The organism is Gordonia amarae NBRC 15530 (genome assembly GCF_000241345.1).
Classification (GTDB): domain Bacteria; phylum Actinomycetota; class Actinomycetes; order Mycobacteriales; family Mycobacteriaceae; genus Gordonia; species Gordonia amarae.
The window spans coordinates 1-16529 of the sequence record NZ_BAED01000008.1 but is presented as its reverse complement, the minus strand read 5'-3'; the positions used below and the strand labels follow the sequence as shown (position 1 = coordinate 16529).

Sequence of the window (16529 nt, the reverse complement as noted above, 5' to 3'; positions counted from 1 at the left end):
GGCGGGCGGCCGGTCTGCGGACGGGGCCGGGCAGCCGGTCCTGCGGCCGCACGCTGCGCGGATCGGGCCGGGGCCGCGCTGTGCCTCCGGAGGAGGCCCGGGCCTGTGGATGGGGTCGGTCCTGCGGGTTTCGTCCGGCCCCGGCCGTTGCCCGGGGCGCTGGTCCGAACCCCCGCGTCCCCGGATGGCCTGACCGTCCCCCGCCGGACCCTGCCGCGAACCCGGCTGCCCCTGCCGGGGTCCGGGTTGCCCGCTGTGCTGCTCGCCCGGGGTCCGGTCAGGACCTCCGGCGGGCGGGATGGGTCGTTGAGGGGTCACGCGTCGTCTCCACGATCTTCGGAGGGTTGGTCATCGGCCGGCTCCGGGCCGGTCTCGTCGGGATCCGGCGGTCCGGGCTCTGACTCGTCGGTGTTGTCCTCTTGACGGTACTGATCGATACCCCCGGAGTGCTCGGACGACTCGCGGCGGAACTCGTATGTGCTCGCCGCGAGCTCCCGATCGTGGTCGTCGGCCTCGGGCCGGTCGGCGTCGGCCGGGTCGGGCTGACCCCGGAACCGGTGCCACAGCCGGCGCCCCACCAGACCCACCAGCAGAACCGCCGCCACGATCGTCACGTAGAACAGCGGCTTGCCGTAGGCGTTGGAGTGCACCGAGATGGTGATCGGCTGCCCGAGCGCGAGGTCGGTGTCGGTGGCCAGGCCGATCGACACCGACGTGGCCTCGGACGAGTCGGCGTTCGCCGGCAGCTGGATCTGCCGGGTGCCGCGCGCCGGGATCTCCATCACCCCGACGTCGCCGATGTTGAGTTCTTCCGGGGCCCGGATCTCCAGCCGCACCTTGATCGGCAGCGCCAGCTCGTTGCGGACGACCAGCAGGATCGGGCTGCGTTCGGACGCCAGCGTATACCGGCCACCCGGGTCGAGCATGGTGACCGACCCGCGCATCCGGGTCAGCGTCGAGTTGACCGCCGACACCCAGCGGTCGCGGTGGGCGCCGAGCGCGGCCCGGTCGGCCGGCGTGTCCCGGTCCGGGCTGCGCAACGCCCGCAGCAGATCCTCGCGCAACGGCGCCAGGTAGCGCTCGGAGGTCGCCTCGACGTCGACCGACCGCACCAGCGACGCCTGGAGCTGCAACGTCAGGTCGGAGTGCGTGCTGATGGCCGCGGCCTGCGCCCGGGACACCAGCCACCAGCCACGCGCGAGTCCCGGTTTGCCGGGCGGGGCGTGCAGTCTGCCTGGCCGGCGGGCCGAGTCGAGTTCGGAGACCACCGTCTCCAGACCCTCGGGCCTGGCCGCGCCGGAATCGAGCAGGGTGGACGCTGTGGTGAGCAGGGCGTCGGTGTCGGCGTCGGTGGGTGACCAGTACAGCGGCGGCACGATGAACTGGCTGCGCCCCGCCACCGGCAGCCGCGTGTCCTGCAGTTCGACGGCCGTGGCGTGGCTGCGCGGCGGGGTGAGCGCGGCGAAGGCCAACGCCGCCGCCGCGGACTGCCTCCTGCTCACCGCCGACTCCCGGCGCAGGTCGACGATCTGCGAGCGTGGCGTCAGCACCGGCGTCGACGGGGCGGTGCCCATCGCGGCCAGCGCGGCGGTCACCGGGGTGTCGGTGGTCTGCACCCGGATGTCGCCCACCTGGTAGCGGCCGCTCGGGTCGGGGTCGCGGTCCGGGCTCAGCGTCGACGCCGACGACACCGCCTTCGTCACGGTCGCCGACTTGAGGACACCGGCACCGGTGGTGTCAAGCGTGCCGATCGCTGGGATGGTGATGCCGCGCACGCTCTTGATCCCGAGGATCGAGTCGACGATATCGGCGGGGCTGGTCAGTGCTGCCAGGGTGAGGCCGGTGTTGTCGACCCGGGCCAGCGAATCCAGATCGGCCGACGCGAACGGCAGCGCCACCACGCACATCTCGCCGGCGATCTGCTTGAGGGTCGCCAGCCAGCGGGTGGCCGCGTCGGTGCCCTTGCCGGGGGTCGTCTCCGATGTGGGTGACGACGGGTCGCGCGAGATGACGTACCCGGTGGACATCACGCGCACCGTGATCAGCAGGTCGGGATCGACGGCCAGGCACATGCTCTTGCGCAGCGTGGCCCGGGTGTCCGACTCCGAATCGGTTGGCGACGTCGTGGCGGTTCCGGAGCGGGCCGGTGCGGATGTGGTGGCGGACCCCGACGGTGGCGGTGCCGTCGATGAGGGCGGTGCACTCGTCGCGGGCGGGGTGGACGGCGGGGCCGCCGAGCTGGGGGCGGTGGCCCCCGGCGTCTTGGCGGGCAGCAGGGAGCGCAGGACGTCGAGGTTGCGGTGCAGCCTGCCGCCCGGTGCCAGCGACACGGCCAGGTCGTCGCCGATGAGCCGGACCGGTTCGGTCCGCCCACCCAGTGTTCCGGGCGCGAGCTGCGGGGGTGCGGCCAGCGGCCACAGCATCGTCATCCGCGACGGATTGGACGTGTTGGCCGGAATGGATCCGTCACGGGCGGGTACCGGGCCGGTGATCGAGGCGTCGATCGTCCCCGGATCGGGCGTCGGCGCGTCGGGCTGCGGAGGCACGTACCGCGCGGCCCGGTTCCGGTCCGCCGGCAGCGACAGCACCGGCAACAGCGTCGTCGAGCGGGCGACGCGGGCGACCGCACCGTAGTCGGGGGTCGCGTTGACGTTCACGGTGAGCGGGTACACCCCGGCCGCGGCGATCTCCAGCCCGTTCCACGACAGCGGCAGCGTCAGGGTGAAACCGGACTGCCCGCCGGGCTGCAGAACGTCGGTGACCTGCCGGAACGGTCCGGCCACACTCACCGGCAGCAGATCGGCCGCCGGGGCGGTGCGCAGCCCGGCCGCGTCGGTGATGCGGTCACCGCGTTCGAGCCGGGCCGCGACGGTATGCAGCGGCCGGTCCCCGATGTTGCGGATGACGCCGCTGACGGACACCGTCGCCGGACCCGAGGTGGTGACCAGTGTCGGGGTGATCGAGCTGATGTCGATGCGGGCGAACGTGGCGGTGTCGTCGCTCGTCCGCGGGCCGTGCCCACCGGACCTGTCGCCGTCGGAGGTGTCGACGTCGGGGATGTCGGAGGTCTCCCCCGGTGTCCGGGGCGTCGGCGTGCTCGGTGTGCTCTGGGTTGTCGTGCTCCGGCTTGTCGTGCTCTGGGTGCTCCTCGTCGACTCGGGTGCACCGGAACCCGGGGTCGCGGACCCGGACGGTTCGGCCTGGACCGGCGGGGTGGCAAGAACGACCAGCAGCAGTGTCAGGAGGGTGCCGAGCAGCCACGGAAGACCGGTGCGCGCACGGGGATGAGTCCGGTCAGGCATCGTCGGCCGCGGGGCGCCGCGCCCGTCTGCGCCGACGCCGTGACCGCGTCGACGGTGTCGGGTCGTTGCGGCGCTGATTGCGGGCGGCTGCGGCTTTCTCATAAGCGTTGGGTTCGGTGCGGACGCTCTCGGCCTCGGACTTGGCCAGCCGGAACGGGTCGGCCGCGAGGTCGGCGATGACGCCGCGGGCCATCCGGGCGAGCCGACGCTCGTCAGAGTACGTGAGCCGGCGCGGGAGTTCGCGCAGTGGGACCCACGCCACCTCGCTCACCTCGTAGTCGGCGTCCGACAGCTCGCCACCGATGCTGCGCAACAGGTAGTGATGCACCGTTTTGTGGATGCGCCTGCCCTCGCTGACGAACCAGTAGTCGATCTTCCCGAGCGGCGCGACGACTGTTCCGGCGATGCCGGTTTCCTCCGCGACTTCGCGGATCGCGGTCTGCTCCGCTGTCTCACCGGTCTCGATGTGACCCTTGGGCAGCGACCACATCATCCGTCCCCGCCGGTCGACGCGGCCGATGAGAACGGCGCACAGATCGTCGACGGGGTTGTCGACGCTGCCGGAGATCACCAGGCCACCGGCCGAGGTCTCCCGCACGGTGCGCAGCTTGCCCACACCCTGGTCGTTCGCCGGGTGGGCACCGGCCCGGCGCCGGTTGCGGCCACCCTTCCCTTCGGGCCGGGCGTTATTCTCGTCCTGCTTGCGGTCGGGGTTCTCGGGGGTCCCGGGAGTTGGGCTTTCCGCGGTGCCGGCGTCGGGGACCAGCCCCTTCTTGGTGATCGCGGCCACCCGGGTCACCAGGTCCGACGGCTTGGTCCGCCGGGATGAGCCGCCCGGCTTGGTGTCGGCCGGACGTCGCCCGGCGTCGTCGGACACCGGCGGCGTCGCTCCGGTGCTGTCCCCGCGCGCGGGGCGTGCGGGTTTCGGACCCGGCTTGGGCCGGGCAGTGCTGTTCCCGCCGGCGTTGTTCGCGGGTCCGTGTCTGGCCTGCGACACCGGCTGGGCCGGGGTGACGGCCGACTGGACGTGCTCGACGGCACGCTCGTCATCGATGGCGGTTTCGGTGGTGTAGCTGACTGGTCCGGTGCGCCGCGGCATCGACGACGGCGACGGCCGGCGGCCCTTCCGCCTGCGCGGCTGGGGCTGGTCACGCGCCGGACCACCGGCCTGCTGCGGTGCGGCCGGTGAGGCGGACCCGTCGGGCCGGCCCGCGGTGCTGTCGGTGCTGCTTGATTCCTGCGTGTCGGGTTCTGTGCTGTCGGGTTCTGGGCCGGTGGGCTCGGGGGTGTTGCGTTCTCGGGTGTTGCGCGGTCCGGGTTTCGGGCGCGGGGCGGGCGCGTCGCCGGAGCCACCGTTCGGTGTCCCGGCTGATTCCGTGGCAGCGGCATCGGCCGTCGCGCCGCTGGTCCGATCGGGCCCGGCCTGGTCGGCGGGCCGTCGTCCCCGGCGCCTGCCGCGGCGTGAGCGGCGCGACCTGCGGCCCGCCGGTGCCTCACCCCGCGGTTCGCCCGCAGCTTGTCCCCCGTCCTGAGTCTGCCCAGCAGGAATCTGCCCACCCGTCACGGCGGGCGGTGCCGGATCTCCGGGCGAGCCGTTCGTCCTCTTGCCTTCGCCCCCGTTGCGGTGGACACTTTCCGCATCGCCGGAGTGGCCGTTCGAGACGGGTGTGCGGGCCGCCCCGAGAGCATCAGCGAGAGGTGTTGTCGCAGGTTGAAGGGTATGTGCGGGTGAAATCGAGGTGGCCGGCCGGGTCGCGCTACCCGCCCGCAGGGCGAGGGTCGCCGGACTCGGCCCGCGGCCGACGGTGTCGGCGGGGCCGTCGTGACGGCGGGTAGACGAATCGGTGGACACGTTCCTGATGCTAGCCGCTGGTCACCCGCCGTTTGGTTGGATGGCTCCGCCTGTGGACAAAAGGTGAGCAACCCACAGCTGTTACTTATGTGACACAAGTGACATTTGGGCATCGTGTTGCGTGATGAATCCTTCTTCGCGATCGGGCGTGTCGTGGCCGCTCACCGGGAAAACCCGCAGGGAAAACCTATTGCCCGGCACCGGTAGTCTGACCAGACGTGACAGGTCCCGAACACCCCGATCGCGCGCATACAGGTTCAGCTCAGGCTGACCCCGACGAGCGCCGCACCAGGCTCCTGGCCGCCGCGGCGATCTCGCTGCGCGGATACTCCGACATCCTGGTGCCGCTCGGCAAACTGTTCACCACAGCCGGACGCGACCTGTTCCTCGTCGGCGGCTCGGTGCGCGACGCCGTCCTCGGGCGGCTCTCCAACGACCTCGACTTCACCACCGATGCCCGCCCCGACGAGGTGATCGCGCTGGTCACCGGCTGGGCCGATGCGATCTGGGATGCCGGTATCGAGTTCGGCACCGTCAGCATCCGCAAGGCCGACCTGATCATCGAGATCACCACCTACCGCGCCGAGGCCTATGACCGCGTGGGCCGCAACCCGGTGGTCACCTTCGGCGACACCCTCGACGGCGACCTCATCCGGCGCGATTTCACCGTCAACGCGATGGCCGTGCGCATCGGTCCCGACGGCGCGCAGGAGTTCTGCGACCCGCTCGACGGCTTGAGCGCCCTGCTCGCCGGGATCATCGATACCCCCGCCACCCCGCAGGAGTCGTTCGACGACGATCCGCTGCGGATGCTGCGCGCGGTGCGGTTTGTCTCCCAGCTCGGTTTCCGGCTCGCTCCCCGCGTCGTCGACGCCATCACGGAGATGAACGGTCAGATCGAGCGGATCACCGCCGAACGGGTCCGAGTCGAGCTGGACAAACTGATCTGCGGTGAGCATCCGATCGATGGCCTGGAGATCATGGTCGACACCGGCCTCGCCGACCGCGTCATGCCGGAGATCCCCGGCATGAAGCTCACCATCGACGAGCATCACCAGCACAAGGACGTCTACCAGCACTCCCTCACCGTGCTGCGGCAGGCGATCGACCTCGAGGAGTCCGATCCCGACCCGGTGCTGCGCTGGGCGGCGCTCCTGCACGACATCGGCAAACCGGCCACCCGCAGGCACGAGGTCGGCGGCGGTGTGAGCTTCCACCATCACGAGGTGGTGGGCGCCAAGATGGTGCGCAAGCGCATGCGGGCGCTCAAGTACCCGAAGGCGATGGTCGAGGACGTGGCGACGCTGGTGTTCCTGCATCTGCGGTTCCACGGCTACGGCGACGGCGCGTGGACCGATTCGGCGGTGCGTCGCTACGTCACCGACGCCGGTGACCTGCTCGAGCGGCTCAACAAGCTCGTCCGCGCCGACTGCACCACCCGCAACAAGCGTCGCGCCCGACGGCTGCAGGAGAACTACGACGACCTCGAGCGACGCATCGCCGAACTCAAGGCCGCCGAGGACCTCGGCCGCGTCCGTCCGGACCTCGACGGCAACGCGATCATGGAACTGCTCGGTCTGCGGCCCGGCCGCGAGGTCGGCGAGGCCTGGAAGTACCTCAAGGAGCTGCGCCTCGACCGCGGTCCGCTCCCCCGCGAGGAGGCCGAGGCCGAACTGCTCAGGTGGTGGGCGGCCCGAAGCTCTGGAAACGAGTAGCCTGCCGCAATCGAAACTGTATACAGATGTAACCTCGGAGTCACCGCTGTGTAAACACCCGGTAAAACCTGACCATCCGTGGGCAAGACACGGACGAGCGGGGCGATTCGGAAAGGATCAACGGTGCACGCGAAACTCCAGAATCTGTACGAGCAGGTACTTCAGCGCAATCCTGGCGAGGCCGAGTTCCATCAGGCCGTCACCGAGGTGTTCGACAGCCTCTCCCCCGTCGTCGACAAACACCCGCACTACGCCGACGCCGCGGTCATCACCCGCCTGTGCGAGCCCGAACGGCAGATCATCTTCCGTGTGCCGTGGATCGACGACGCCGGCCAGATTCACGTCAACCGCGGTTTCCGCGTCGAATTCAATTCGGCGCTCGGCCCGTACAAGGGCGGTCTGCGATTCCATCCGAGCGTATATCTGGGCATCGTCAAATTCCTGGGTTTCGAGCAGATCTTCAAGAACGCGCTCACCGGCCTGCCGATCGGCGGCGGTAAGGGCGGTTCGGATTTCGACCCCAAGGGCCGTTCCGACGCCGAGGTGATGCGGTTCTGTCAGTCGTTCATGACCGAGTTGTACCGGCACATCGGTGAGTACACCGACGTCCCGGCCGGTGACATCGGTGTCGGCGGCCGCGAGATCGGCTACCTGTTCGGCCAGTACAAGCGCATCACCAACCGGTACGAGTCCGGTGTGCTCACCGGCAAGGGCCTGGCCTGGGGTGGTTCCCAGGTGCGTACGGAGGCAACGGGTTTCGGTGCGGTCTTCTTCGTGAACGAGATGCTCAAGGCCAAGGGTGATTCGCTCGAGGGCAAGCGCGTGGTGGTGTCCGGGTCGGGCAATGTGGCCACCTACGCCATCGAGAAGGTGCATGAACTCGGCGGCACCGTCGTCGCCTGCTCGGATTCGTCCGGCTATGTCGTCGACGAAAAGGGCATCGACCTCGAGGTCCTCAAGGAGGTCAAGGAGATTCAGCGTGGCCGTATCGTCGACTACGCGCGCCTGCGCGGGGAGAACGTGAAGTTCGTCGGCGGCGGCAGCATCTGGGATGTGCCCGCCGACATCGCGATCCCGTGTGCCACCCAGAACGAGCTCGACGGCAACGACGCCAAGCAACTCATCGACCACGGCTGCACGATCGTCGCCGAGGGCGCCAACATGCCCTGCTCCCCCGATGCCATCCGCCTGTTCACCGACGCCGGTGTGCTGTTCGCGCCGGGTAAGGCCGCCAACGCCGGTGGTGTGGCCACCAGCGCATTGGAGATGCAGCAGAACGCATCTCGCGATTCGTGGAGTTTCGAGCACACCGAGGAGCGCCTCGCCGACATCATGCGCGGTATCCACGACCGCTGCCTGCACACCGCCGAAGAATACGGCGCCCCGGGCAATTACGTGGTCGGCGCCAACATCGCCGGCTTCATCCAGGTCGCCGACGCGATGCTCGCCCTCGGCGTCATCTGAGCTTCTTCCCCGCAAGCCGACCCTTCGCCGGTTGAGGTGTGAGGAGCGCTGGCGACGAGCCTCGAAACCCAGTGAGAGAACACTGTTCGTCTTACCAGGTTTCGAGGCTCGCAGGCTCGCACCTCAACCGACAGGGGAAGCCACTTTCAAGCCGGCACCCGCAACCGCGAAGCTCAGCAGCCGCGTGTCACCGACATATGTTGTGCCCTAAGAATTCTGAGGCTCTCCGATCGGAGAGATCACAGCCCCGCACCCGACGGCGACACCAGGATCTTCACCGCTGTCTCGTTGCGGTGGATGAGGGTGTCGAAGCCCTCGTCGATGAGGTGGTCGAGGCCGATCTTGCCGGTGATGAACGGCGCCAGATCCACTTTGCCCTCCTCGACGAGTTTGATGGTGTCGGGATGGGAGTTGACGTAGGCGATGGTGCCGCGCATGTCGATTTCCTTGAGCACCAGCTTCTGCATGTCGAGGGTGCCGGGGTGGCCCCAGATCGACACCACCACAAGAACTCCCGTCGGCTTGAGGGCATCGAACAGGGTGTCGAGCGCGGGCTGCACCGAGGTGCATTCGAAACCGGCGTCGGCTCCCCGGCCACCGGTGAGCGCGAACGTCTCGGCCACCACGTCCTGCGATGTCGGATCCAGGATATGGTCTCCCACACCGGTATCGGCGGCCTTCTGCCGGCGCAACGGGCTCGGTTCACTGATGATGGTGGTCAGTCCGCGGGCCTTACAGACGGCGGCGGTGAGCAGACCGATCGGTCCGGCACCGGTGATGAGAACGGTGTCCCCGGCGATGGCGTCGCTGCGGTCGACGGCGTGATAGCCCACCGACAGCGGCTCGATGAGCGCGGCCTGGTCGAGTGGGATGTCCGACGAGATCTTGTGCACCCAACGGCGTTTCACCGCGATCTTCTCCCCCAGTCCCCCACCGCAGCCGCCGAGGCCGATGAAGTTCATGTCCTTGGACAGGTGGTAGTCGGTGCTGGTGGGTCCGGTGTCGACGTCGTCGTAGAGGATGTACGGTTCGACGACCACGTGGTCGCCCACGGTGAGATCGTCGACGCCCGCACCGAGGGAGGTCACCACGCCCGACATCTCGTGGCCGAGGGTGATGGGTGCGTCCTCGTGGCTGATGGGGTGCGGGTGTCCGGCGGGTGGGACGAAGATGGGTCCGTCGGCGTACTCGTGCAGGTCGGTGCCGCAGATGCCGCACCAGGCGACGTCGATGCCGACCTGTCCGGGACCGACGGCGGGTTCGGGGATGTCTTCGATTCGGATGTCGCCGCGATCGTAGTAGCGTGCTGCCCGCATGGGAGTGGCTCCGTTCGTGAGGTGCTGGTCCGGGTGGGGGTGCTGGTCCGGGTGGGACGAATGGTGTGGGCCACTCGCCGGCCACGTCTCCAGTGCACGCCATCGACCAGGGCGCCGCAACAGTTGCAAGGGGTTGTACTGCGAGAATCTGAGTGAATCTGCAGTTGACCACACCGAAACAGGCCGTTGGTCCCGGATGTGCGGGACCAACGGCCTGATGGGATTGTGCAGGTCAGGCGCTCGGCGGTACCGGCTCGGCGGACCGTTGCCGGGGGTTCGGGAAGTCGGCGGCGACGGTGGCCGCCAGTTCCATGAACGCCAGCCGCGTCGACTTGCCGACCAGCTTCAGATCCACTTCGGAGCCCTCGGCGAGGTGATCGTCGAACCCGATACGCTGGATGGCACGGCAGCGGGAGGAGAAGTATTGGGTCAGTTGCTCGGTGTCGACGTTCGACGATCCCGGCCGCGGTGAACTGACCACGACGATGGCCGACGACACCAGCCGCCCGAAGCCGTGTGCGTCGAGCCAGTCGAGGGTCGACGCCGCGCTGCGGGCCCCGTCGATGGCGGGGGAGGACACCAGGATGATCGAATCCGCCGTTTCCAGAACACCTTTCATCGCCGAGTGACTCAGACCGGTGCCGCAGTCGGTGATGATGATGTTGTAGAAGCGCTGCAGAATGCCCAGCACACCCCGGTACTCGTCGTCGCTGAAAGCCTCTGATGCGGCCGGATCACGTTCGGAAGCAAGAACTTCCAGACGGCTCGGGGCCTGCGAGGTGTGCGCGCGGACATCGGAGTACCGGGTGAGGTTGCCGTCGGCGAGCAGGTCGCGCACCGTTGACTCGGTCTGCCGCGGCACCCGCTGCGCCAGCGTACCCAGGTCGGGGTTGGCGTCGACGGCGATCACCCGGTCGCCGCGCAAATACGCCAGGGTGGCACCCAAAGTGACTGCGGTGGTGGTCTTTCCGACGCCACCCTTGAGGGAGAGCACCGCGATGCGGTAGTCGCCGGTCAGCGGCTGGTTGATCGCCGCCACCAACTCCTCGCGGTGGAGCTCCGAGCGCGGGGTGCGCGGTTTGATGGTGCCGCCGCTCGCCTTGTATACGGCTCGCCGCCAGCCCTTCCGGGGAGTTTTCCGGTCGCGCTTGACGAGGGTGACGTCGTCCAGTGGCCGCGAATCCTCTTGTGGAGCACCAGGGATGACCTGTCCGGAGCCGGTTGCGGTGGGACGGTAACCGGCCGGGGGAGCGAGCGGCGGCCGGTACATCGTCTGATCGGGTCCGCCCGGATAAGGCGGCACCGGGGGAGCCGGCGGCCCGGGCCGGGGTCCGATCTGCTGCGGATCGGCGGTCCCGGGACCCGGGTACGCGACATCCGGGTAGTGGGGTCCGGGGTATCTGTTCTCCGGGTACGGGTTTGGCCGGTACCCGGGATTCACATAGCCGGGATTCACGTGGTCGGTACCGGCGTGCGGTAGCTCCGGCCGCGGTGGCTCCGGCTGCGGTGGCACCTCGACCCGCACCGTCGCACCGCCTGGTGGGTACGTCTCGGGAACCGGATCGGGCTGCTCGGGTGCGGGCGGTGGTGCGACGGGGGCCGGACCGGGACAGGTCGATCCGACCGGCAGGGGCCGGACCGCATGCGCCGTCTCACTGTGGGCCGGTCCACCCAAGAACCCTTCTGGACCACTGATATTCGGGTGCGGATCGGAGAACGGTGCGGGGACGTGGGCGTCGTCGATCGGGGGAGCGCCGAAAGGGGACACCGGAGGCACCGCGGGAACGGGTGCGTCGTACGGGGGTGCGGCGGGTGGTACCGCGCGGTGGACCGGACCGGCCCAGGGCGGCGCGTACGCGGCCGGCGGAACATCGGCATCGTCGCCCCGCGGCACCCAGCTGGGCAGGCCCTGGTCGGGGGCGGGCGGCTGGTCGCGGAACGGGATCTGGGGGATCGAGGGGAACGGGCCGGGCGGCCGATACTGACCCGGTCCCGTGCCCTGGTCCGGTGCCGCGGTGTTCTGTGCTGGGGCGTTCTGCTCTGGGGTGCCCTGTGCCGGGGTGTGGGTTTCTGGGGTCTGGGGTTCCGGGATCTGGGCCCGGCGCCAACTCCGGTCGCGTCCCCAGATGTCGTCGGCCGCGGCGTTCTCGCCACGGCCGCGCTGGTCATACCCCGCCGCCTGCGGGAACAGGCCATGTTCTGGCAGGGGACCCGGTTCTGGCAGGGGACCGGGCTCGGGCATGGGACCCGGTAGGGGCCGCGGTTCCGGGACCGGCGGGAGATCCGGGAAGTTCACCGGACCGAAGCGCTGCGGCGCGTCCGCATGCGGTGGCTGTTCGGGATCTCCCGGCCCCTCCGGCCCGGTGGCCGCATCGTCTGGTGTGCCCATGGAATCGTTCCCCCTCATATGCCGGTGCTGCCCGGTGCTGTCTGTGCTGGAATCGAATCTATCCGGTTGCCGGAGCTCGGTGCGCGCCCCGCACCCTCGTGCACCTGTGCGCTACCACCCCGCCGGTTCCGGTGGGTGCCCGCCCGGCCAGAACGAATCCGCCACGGTGGCCGCGAGTTCGAGGAAGGCGGTGCGGGTGCGCCGGTCCATCTGGTCGAGGTCGATGTACGACCCGGTCGCCAGATGCTCGTCGTACGGGATCACCTGAACCGCGCGCACCCGGCCCAGGAAATGTTCGGTGAGCGCGTTGATGTCGATGGCGGCCCCGCCCGGGCGGGCTGCGGAGATCACCACCACCGACTCCTGCACGAGTCGCTGATAGCCGTGCGCCTCAAGCCAATCCAGTGTCGCCGAGGCGCTCTGTGCACCGTCGACGGCGGGGGTGGTGACCACGATTATGGCGTTGGCCAGTTCAAGCACACCCTCCATCGCCGAGTGCACCACGCCCGTGCCGCAGTCGGTCATGATGATGTTGTAGTACGCCTCCAGGATGGCGATGACGCGGCGGTAGTCGTCCGCGCTGAACGATTCGGAGATCGCCGGATTCCGTTCGGACGCGATCACTTCCAGCCGGCTCGACGCCTGGTTGGTGTGCCGCCGGACGTCGGTGTACCGGTTCAGCTCGGGGTCGTTGAGCAGGGTGCGGACGGTGGCCGTGGACTGTACGGGAATCCGGCGCGCGAGCGTCCCGAAGTCGGGGTTGGCGTCGACGGCGATCACCCTGTCTCCCCGCAACGACGCGAACGCCGATCCCAATCCCACTGTGGTGGTGGTCTTTCCGACCCCACCCTTCACCGACAGCACGGCCAGCCGGAAATCACCCTGGATCGGGGTACGGGCGCGGCGCACCAGCATCGAGAGCTGCTCGTCGGTCCGGCTGGCGCCGAAGGTGATCAGCCCGCCCGACGCGGCGCGGAGCTTCTCCCGCCAGCCGCCGGCGTGTTTACCACGCCGTACGGGGGTCCGGAGATCGGTGGGCAGCGGATCGTGCGGCAGCCGGCCGGTCTGCGGTTCGGGCACCTGCTGCCCGGCCGGTGCCGGAGCCGGTGGGAGGGGAGGTTGCCGGGTTGAAGAGCCGGGGACCGGTGGCACCGGATAGGGCGGTGCGCCGGTGACCTGCCCGGGCGTGCCGGGGTGGCCCTGCCGTGGGTCGTAGGCCGGGGCCGGCGGGTACTGCCCGGGCCCGGTGTGGTGCGGCCCCGTGTGTTGTGGTGCTGCACCGTACTGCTGTTGGGGTGAGGGGTCGTGCTGTTCGGTGTATTGCGGGCCTGGGTATTGCGGGCCTGGGTACTGCGGTCCGGTGGGTTGCGGGCCCGGGTACTGCGGGGACCCGGCGAACTCGTGGGGCGCCGGATACGGCGGCGCGGCCGGGTACGGCGGGGGAGTGAACGGTGCCCGCTGCGGTCCCGAGAGCTCGGTCTGCGAAGCCTGAGCGTACGGCTGTGGCCCGGTGAATTGCTGTCGCCCCGCGAACTGCTGCGGCACAGCATATTCCTGACCGGGCGGGATGATGCCGGGCGAGGGGATCTGCGGGCCAGGCGGTGCCGGCATAGGGGGATACCCGGCCGGTCCGGCGTCCATCTGCCGATGCCGGGTCCCGGGACCGTAGGTCGGTTGCGCGTCGGGATCGGCATAGGCGGGCGTGTCGGTCGTCGGCTGGATCGGCGCTGTCATCGATACGGCGTCGTCGAGTTCGTCGTCATCGAGTTCGTCGGCGGCCGGCGTCTCGGGTCCGCCGGAGGGGGCCCTCCCGGAGGCCTCGCTGCCGGAGGTGTCCTGGCCCGGGACGTCGTTCCCCGGGATGCCGCTGTCTGAGATGTCGTCGCTGCCTGGGATGTCGCTGCCTGGGATGTCGCTGTCCGGTGTGTCGCCGGATGGCGCTGCCCCGCCGTCGACGGCACGGAGCCAAGGCGGTGGCTGTGAGTGGTCGGGGAGTGACATCGCAGATCCAATCGCTTGAGGCGGCCGTCCCCGGGGGTTCGAGGCCGACGGGTACGCGGCCGGCCGTCGCGGACTGACCGGCCCCTATCGTACCGGTCAGGATCGTCAGCCTCACTCGGCGAGTACTGCCGCAGCACACCCCGATTGCGTCACACGAATCGCTGATTCGGTATGCCGCACCCCGGTCTCGCCACCGGCACCTGGACCGGCCTACTTGCCCGGTCCGCGCGGGGACCCGTTCGGGCGGCGGGTCGGTAAAACCCACACCCGCCGTGTCGGCACCATCCTGGCATCAACAGTGCTTGCGTGGGACGGTGACCAGCTGATCGGCCAACACCACACCGATCACGGCACCGGTGACCAGCGGAGCACGGTGTGGACCTACCACCCGGGCACCGATCAACCCCTCACCCAACACACCACCACCAGCAGGAGCGGGAGTGGGGGCAGTGGTGGTGATGTTCGGTCGTGGTCGCAATCGCGGATCGACACCGAATTCCACGCCATCATCGCCGACCTGGCCGACGCCCCGACCGAACTGCTCGATCCGCATACCGGGCAGGTCACCGGCCGTGCGTCGAGCACCCTGTGGGGTGCGACCGTGTGGTCCGGGACCGGTACGGATTTGCGGTTCGCCGGCCAACAATACGACCGGGAGAGCGGGCTACACTACAACCATCACCGCCACTACAACCCGCATACCGCCACCTACACCAGCGCCGATCCTCTCGGTGTCGCCCCGAACCCGGCCACCGCCACAGCTTATGTTCACAACCCGCTCACGTGGATCGACCCACTCGGACTCAATCGAAACCACGTTGGAAACAACGACAAGGGAGATCGCCCAGGAGGCTTTCCAGACCGTCACGCCGAGGGCCGTCGAGACGCTGCTGGCAACAATCTCAAAGGTGGATTGCCGCGTGACAGGCATGGTAACCCTATTCCAGACTCTCCGTATCCGCATTCGCAGCTTGGCATTGCTCACGGTAGGAGGGATACCTATCCAGTCGCACGCGAGTTCGATCGAGACGGGAACATTGTGAAAGATATTCACTGGACTGACCATGGTCGGCCGATGGAACACACGAATCCACACCAGCATCGCTACGAACCCAACCCAACGGGAGGTACACCTAAACATCCTGGACCCGAACCCCTGATTATGCCATGAAATCGTATTCATTCCCGATGTGGATTGCAGGCGAATGCATCTTACTAAGCGACGTTGTGAATCTTATGAAGGGAACAACAGCAGTACATTGGTATGTAGGAGACGTCGAGTTTATAGGTGGAGTTCCAACCTACCTGGTTGACAGCACAGACGACGAACCCATTTGCCTGTCATGGCGGTTGCTGACAGAAGTTTCCAGAGAACTTCCTCAAGTCCTGGATGGTCGATTCTTAGGCAGTCTCCATCCTCTGGATTTACCGCATGTATCCGCAATACTCGGACATGAGTACCTCGACATCTCAGGCGTGTATATCGAAGCCTTCGATAGCGGTAGCTGGAGAATTATCTTCACCGAAGACGCTCTGGACGACGGGGCGTTCAGAGCTGAGCTGGCGAAACTATTGTTACGGGATACCACAGGTTCTTCGGGGCTATCAGGTTCTTGAAGACGGATTTGATCGCGCTGGATTGTCAACTATTGGGACAAGGTCCCGTGGAGAGAAGTAACTGAGTGTTATAGTCGTCGGCAGTGTCATACAGTGGTAGCAATAGCGCAGGCCAACGGACCCGGCCGGGTGTGAGGACGGGGTAGCCACTCTGAGGTGGTTCGTGGCAGACGTTGATCGACTATCAGCGTGGTGGGTTGGTGGGGTCGGTGGGGTCGGTGGTCACCGATCATCCGCAGGCTCCGGGCGCACCGACCGTGTTCACCTATGACCGGTCGGGTCGGGAAACCGCGCGCCGCACCGGGGTTGCGGTGACCTTGTCCCGTTATGATCGGCGTTCGCAGTTGGTCGCGCAGCAGGCCAGTGGCCCGTCGGGTGTGGTCGCGGGCAGGCAATGGGATTACCGCGCTGATGGGTATGTCACCGGTATCGCCGACCATCTGCGAGGCGGGCGCCGGTTCGATCTGGACGCGCTCGGCCGGGTGACCGCCACCAGAGCCGCCCGCGCTACCGGGCCGTCAGCTGATCGTCGGCCAGGTCAACCAGGAGGCACGACTTCGCCGGTGAGGTCGATGGGTCAGGTGTCGTCGGGTTCGGGTGAGGTGGTCGAATCCTACGGGTACACCGCTTCGGGTGTGTTGGCGTTCGCTGCTGGTGGTGGTCTCGAACGTGAGCAGGGTGTGGCGTCGAGCCCGCGTACTGGTCCGGCGCAGGTGCGGGGTCAGGACAAGATCACTGTGCGCGGGACGGTGGTGACTGGGCAGGGCCGTACCCGGTACCGGTATGACCGGGCCGGGCAGATGGTCGGGCATCGCCGCACAAGGTTGTCGCGGCCGGCGGAGACCACGACGTTCACCTACACCGGTGGCGGGC

General features: G+C 68.4%; 10 protein-coding genes. 5 read left to right on the top strand and 5 right to left on the bottom strand.

The window, feature by feature from the left end; translation table 11 throughout:
• Positions 1-193: hypothetical protein (locus GOAMR_RS25305; RefSeq protein WP_211599605.1), on the top strand; the 193-nt coding region annotated here is incomplete at its 5' end.
• 121 nt (positions 194-314) lie between these two features.
• Here the strand turns inward: GOAMR_RS25305 and GOAMR_RS02580 are convergent.
• Both GOAMR_RS02580 and GOAMR_RS02575 read right to left on the bottom strand, forming a co-directional pair.
• The gene (locus GOAMR_RS02580) at positions 315-3302 is read right to left on the bottom strand and encodes a DUF6049 family protein (protein ID WP_005182404.1); all 2988 of its coding nucleotides are present in this window, start codon (positions 3300-3302) and stop codon (positions 315-317) included.
• Entirely contained in the window at positions 3295-4401 is a 1107-nt protein-coding gene (locus GOAMR_RS02575; RefSeq protein WP_005182402.1) for an NUDIX hydrolase, read from the bottom strand. The genes GOAMR_RS02580 and GOAMR_RS02575 overlap by 8 nt, the downstream gene beginning before the upstream one ends.
• A gap of 971 nt (positions 4402-5372) precedes the next feature.
• On the opposite strand from GOAMR_RS02575, the gene GOAMR_RS02565 reads away from it, so the two are divergent.
• A complete protein-coding gene (locus GOAMR_RS02565; RefSeq protein ID WP_005182399.1) occupies positions 5373-6869 on the top strand; it encodes a CCA tRNA nucleotidyltransferase in 1497 nt (498 codons plus the stop codon).
• Between the two features lie 123 nt (positions 6870-6992).
• Entirely contained in the window at positions 6993-8333 is a 1341-nt protein-coding gene (gene gdhA / locus GOAMR_RS02560; RefSeq protein WP_005182397.1) for an NADP-specific glutamate dehydrogenase, read from the top strand.
• A 239-nt stretch (positions 8334-8572) separates the two neighbouring features.
• On the opposite strand, the gene GOAMR_RS02555 is transcribed toward gdhA, so the two are convergent.
• The 3 genes from GOAMR_RS02555 to GOAMR_RS23970 all read right to left on the bottom strand — a co-directional run bounded on the left by GOAMR_RS02555 (position 8573) and on the right by GOAMR_RS23970 (position 14039).
• Positions 8573-9649 (bottom strand): 2,3-butanediol dehydrogenase, encoded by a 1077-nt coding sequence (locus GOAMR_RS02555; protein WP_005182394.1) that lies wholly within the window; start codon positions 9647-9649, stop codon positions 8573-8575.
• 232 nt (positions 9650-9881) lie between these two features.
• Positions 9882-12038: a MinD/ParA family ATP-binding protein gene (locus GOAMR_RS25435; protein WP_005182390.1), complete on the bottom strand. Its 2157-nt coding sequence runs from the start codon at positions 12036-12038 to the stop codon at positions 9882-9884.
• A 111-nt stretch (positions 12039-12149) separates the two neighbouring features.
• Positions 12150-14039, bottom strand: coding sequence for a MinD/ParA family ATP-binding protein (locus GOAMR_RS23970; protein ID WP_005182386.1), 1890 nt, complete (start codon positions 14037-14039; stop codon positions 12150-12152).
• Positions 14040-14337: 298 nt separating this feature from the next.
• Between GOAMR_RS23970 and GOAMR_RS25300 the strand changes: the two genes are divergently transcribed.
• Entirely contained in the window at positions 14338-15210 is an 873-nt protein-coding gene (locus GOAMR_RS25300; RefSeq protein ID WP_211599604.1) for an RHS repeat-associated core domain-containing protein, read from the top strand.
• A 619-nt stretch (positions 15211-15829) separates the two neighbouring features.
• Positions 15830-16529, top strand: a 700-nt coding sequence (locus GOAMR_RS24635; protein WP_005182372.1) for a hypothetical protein, incomplete at its 3' end; no start/stop codon positions are given.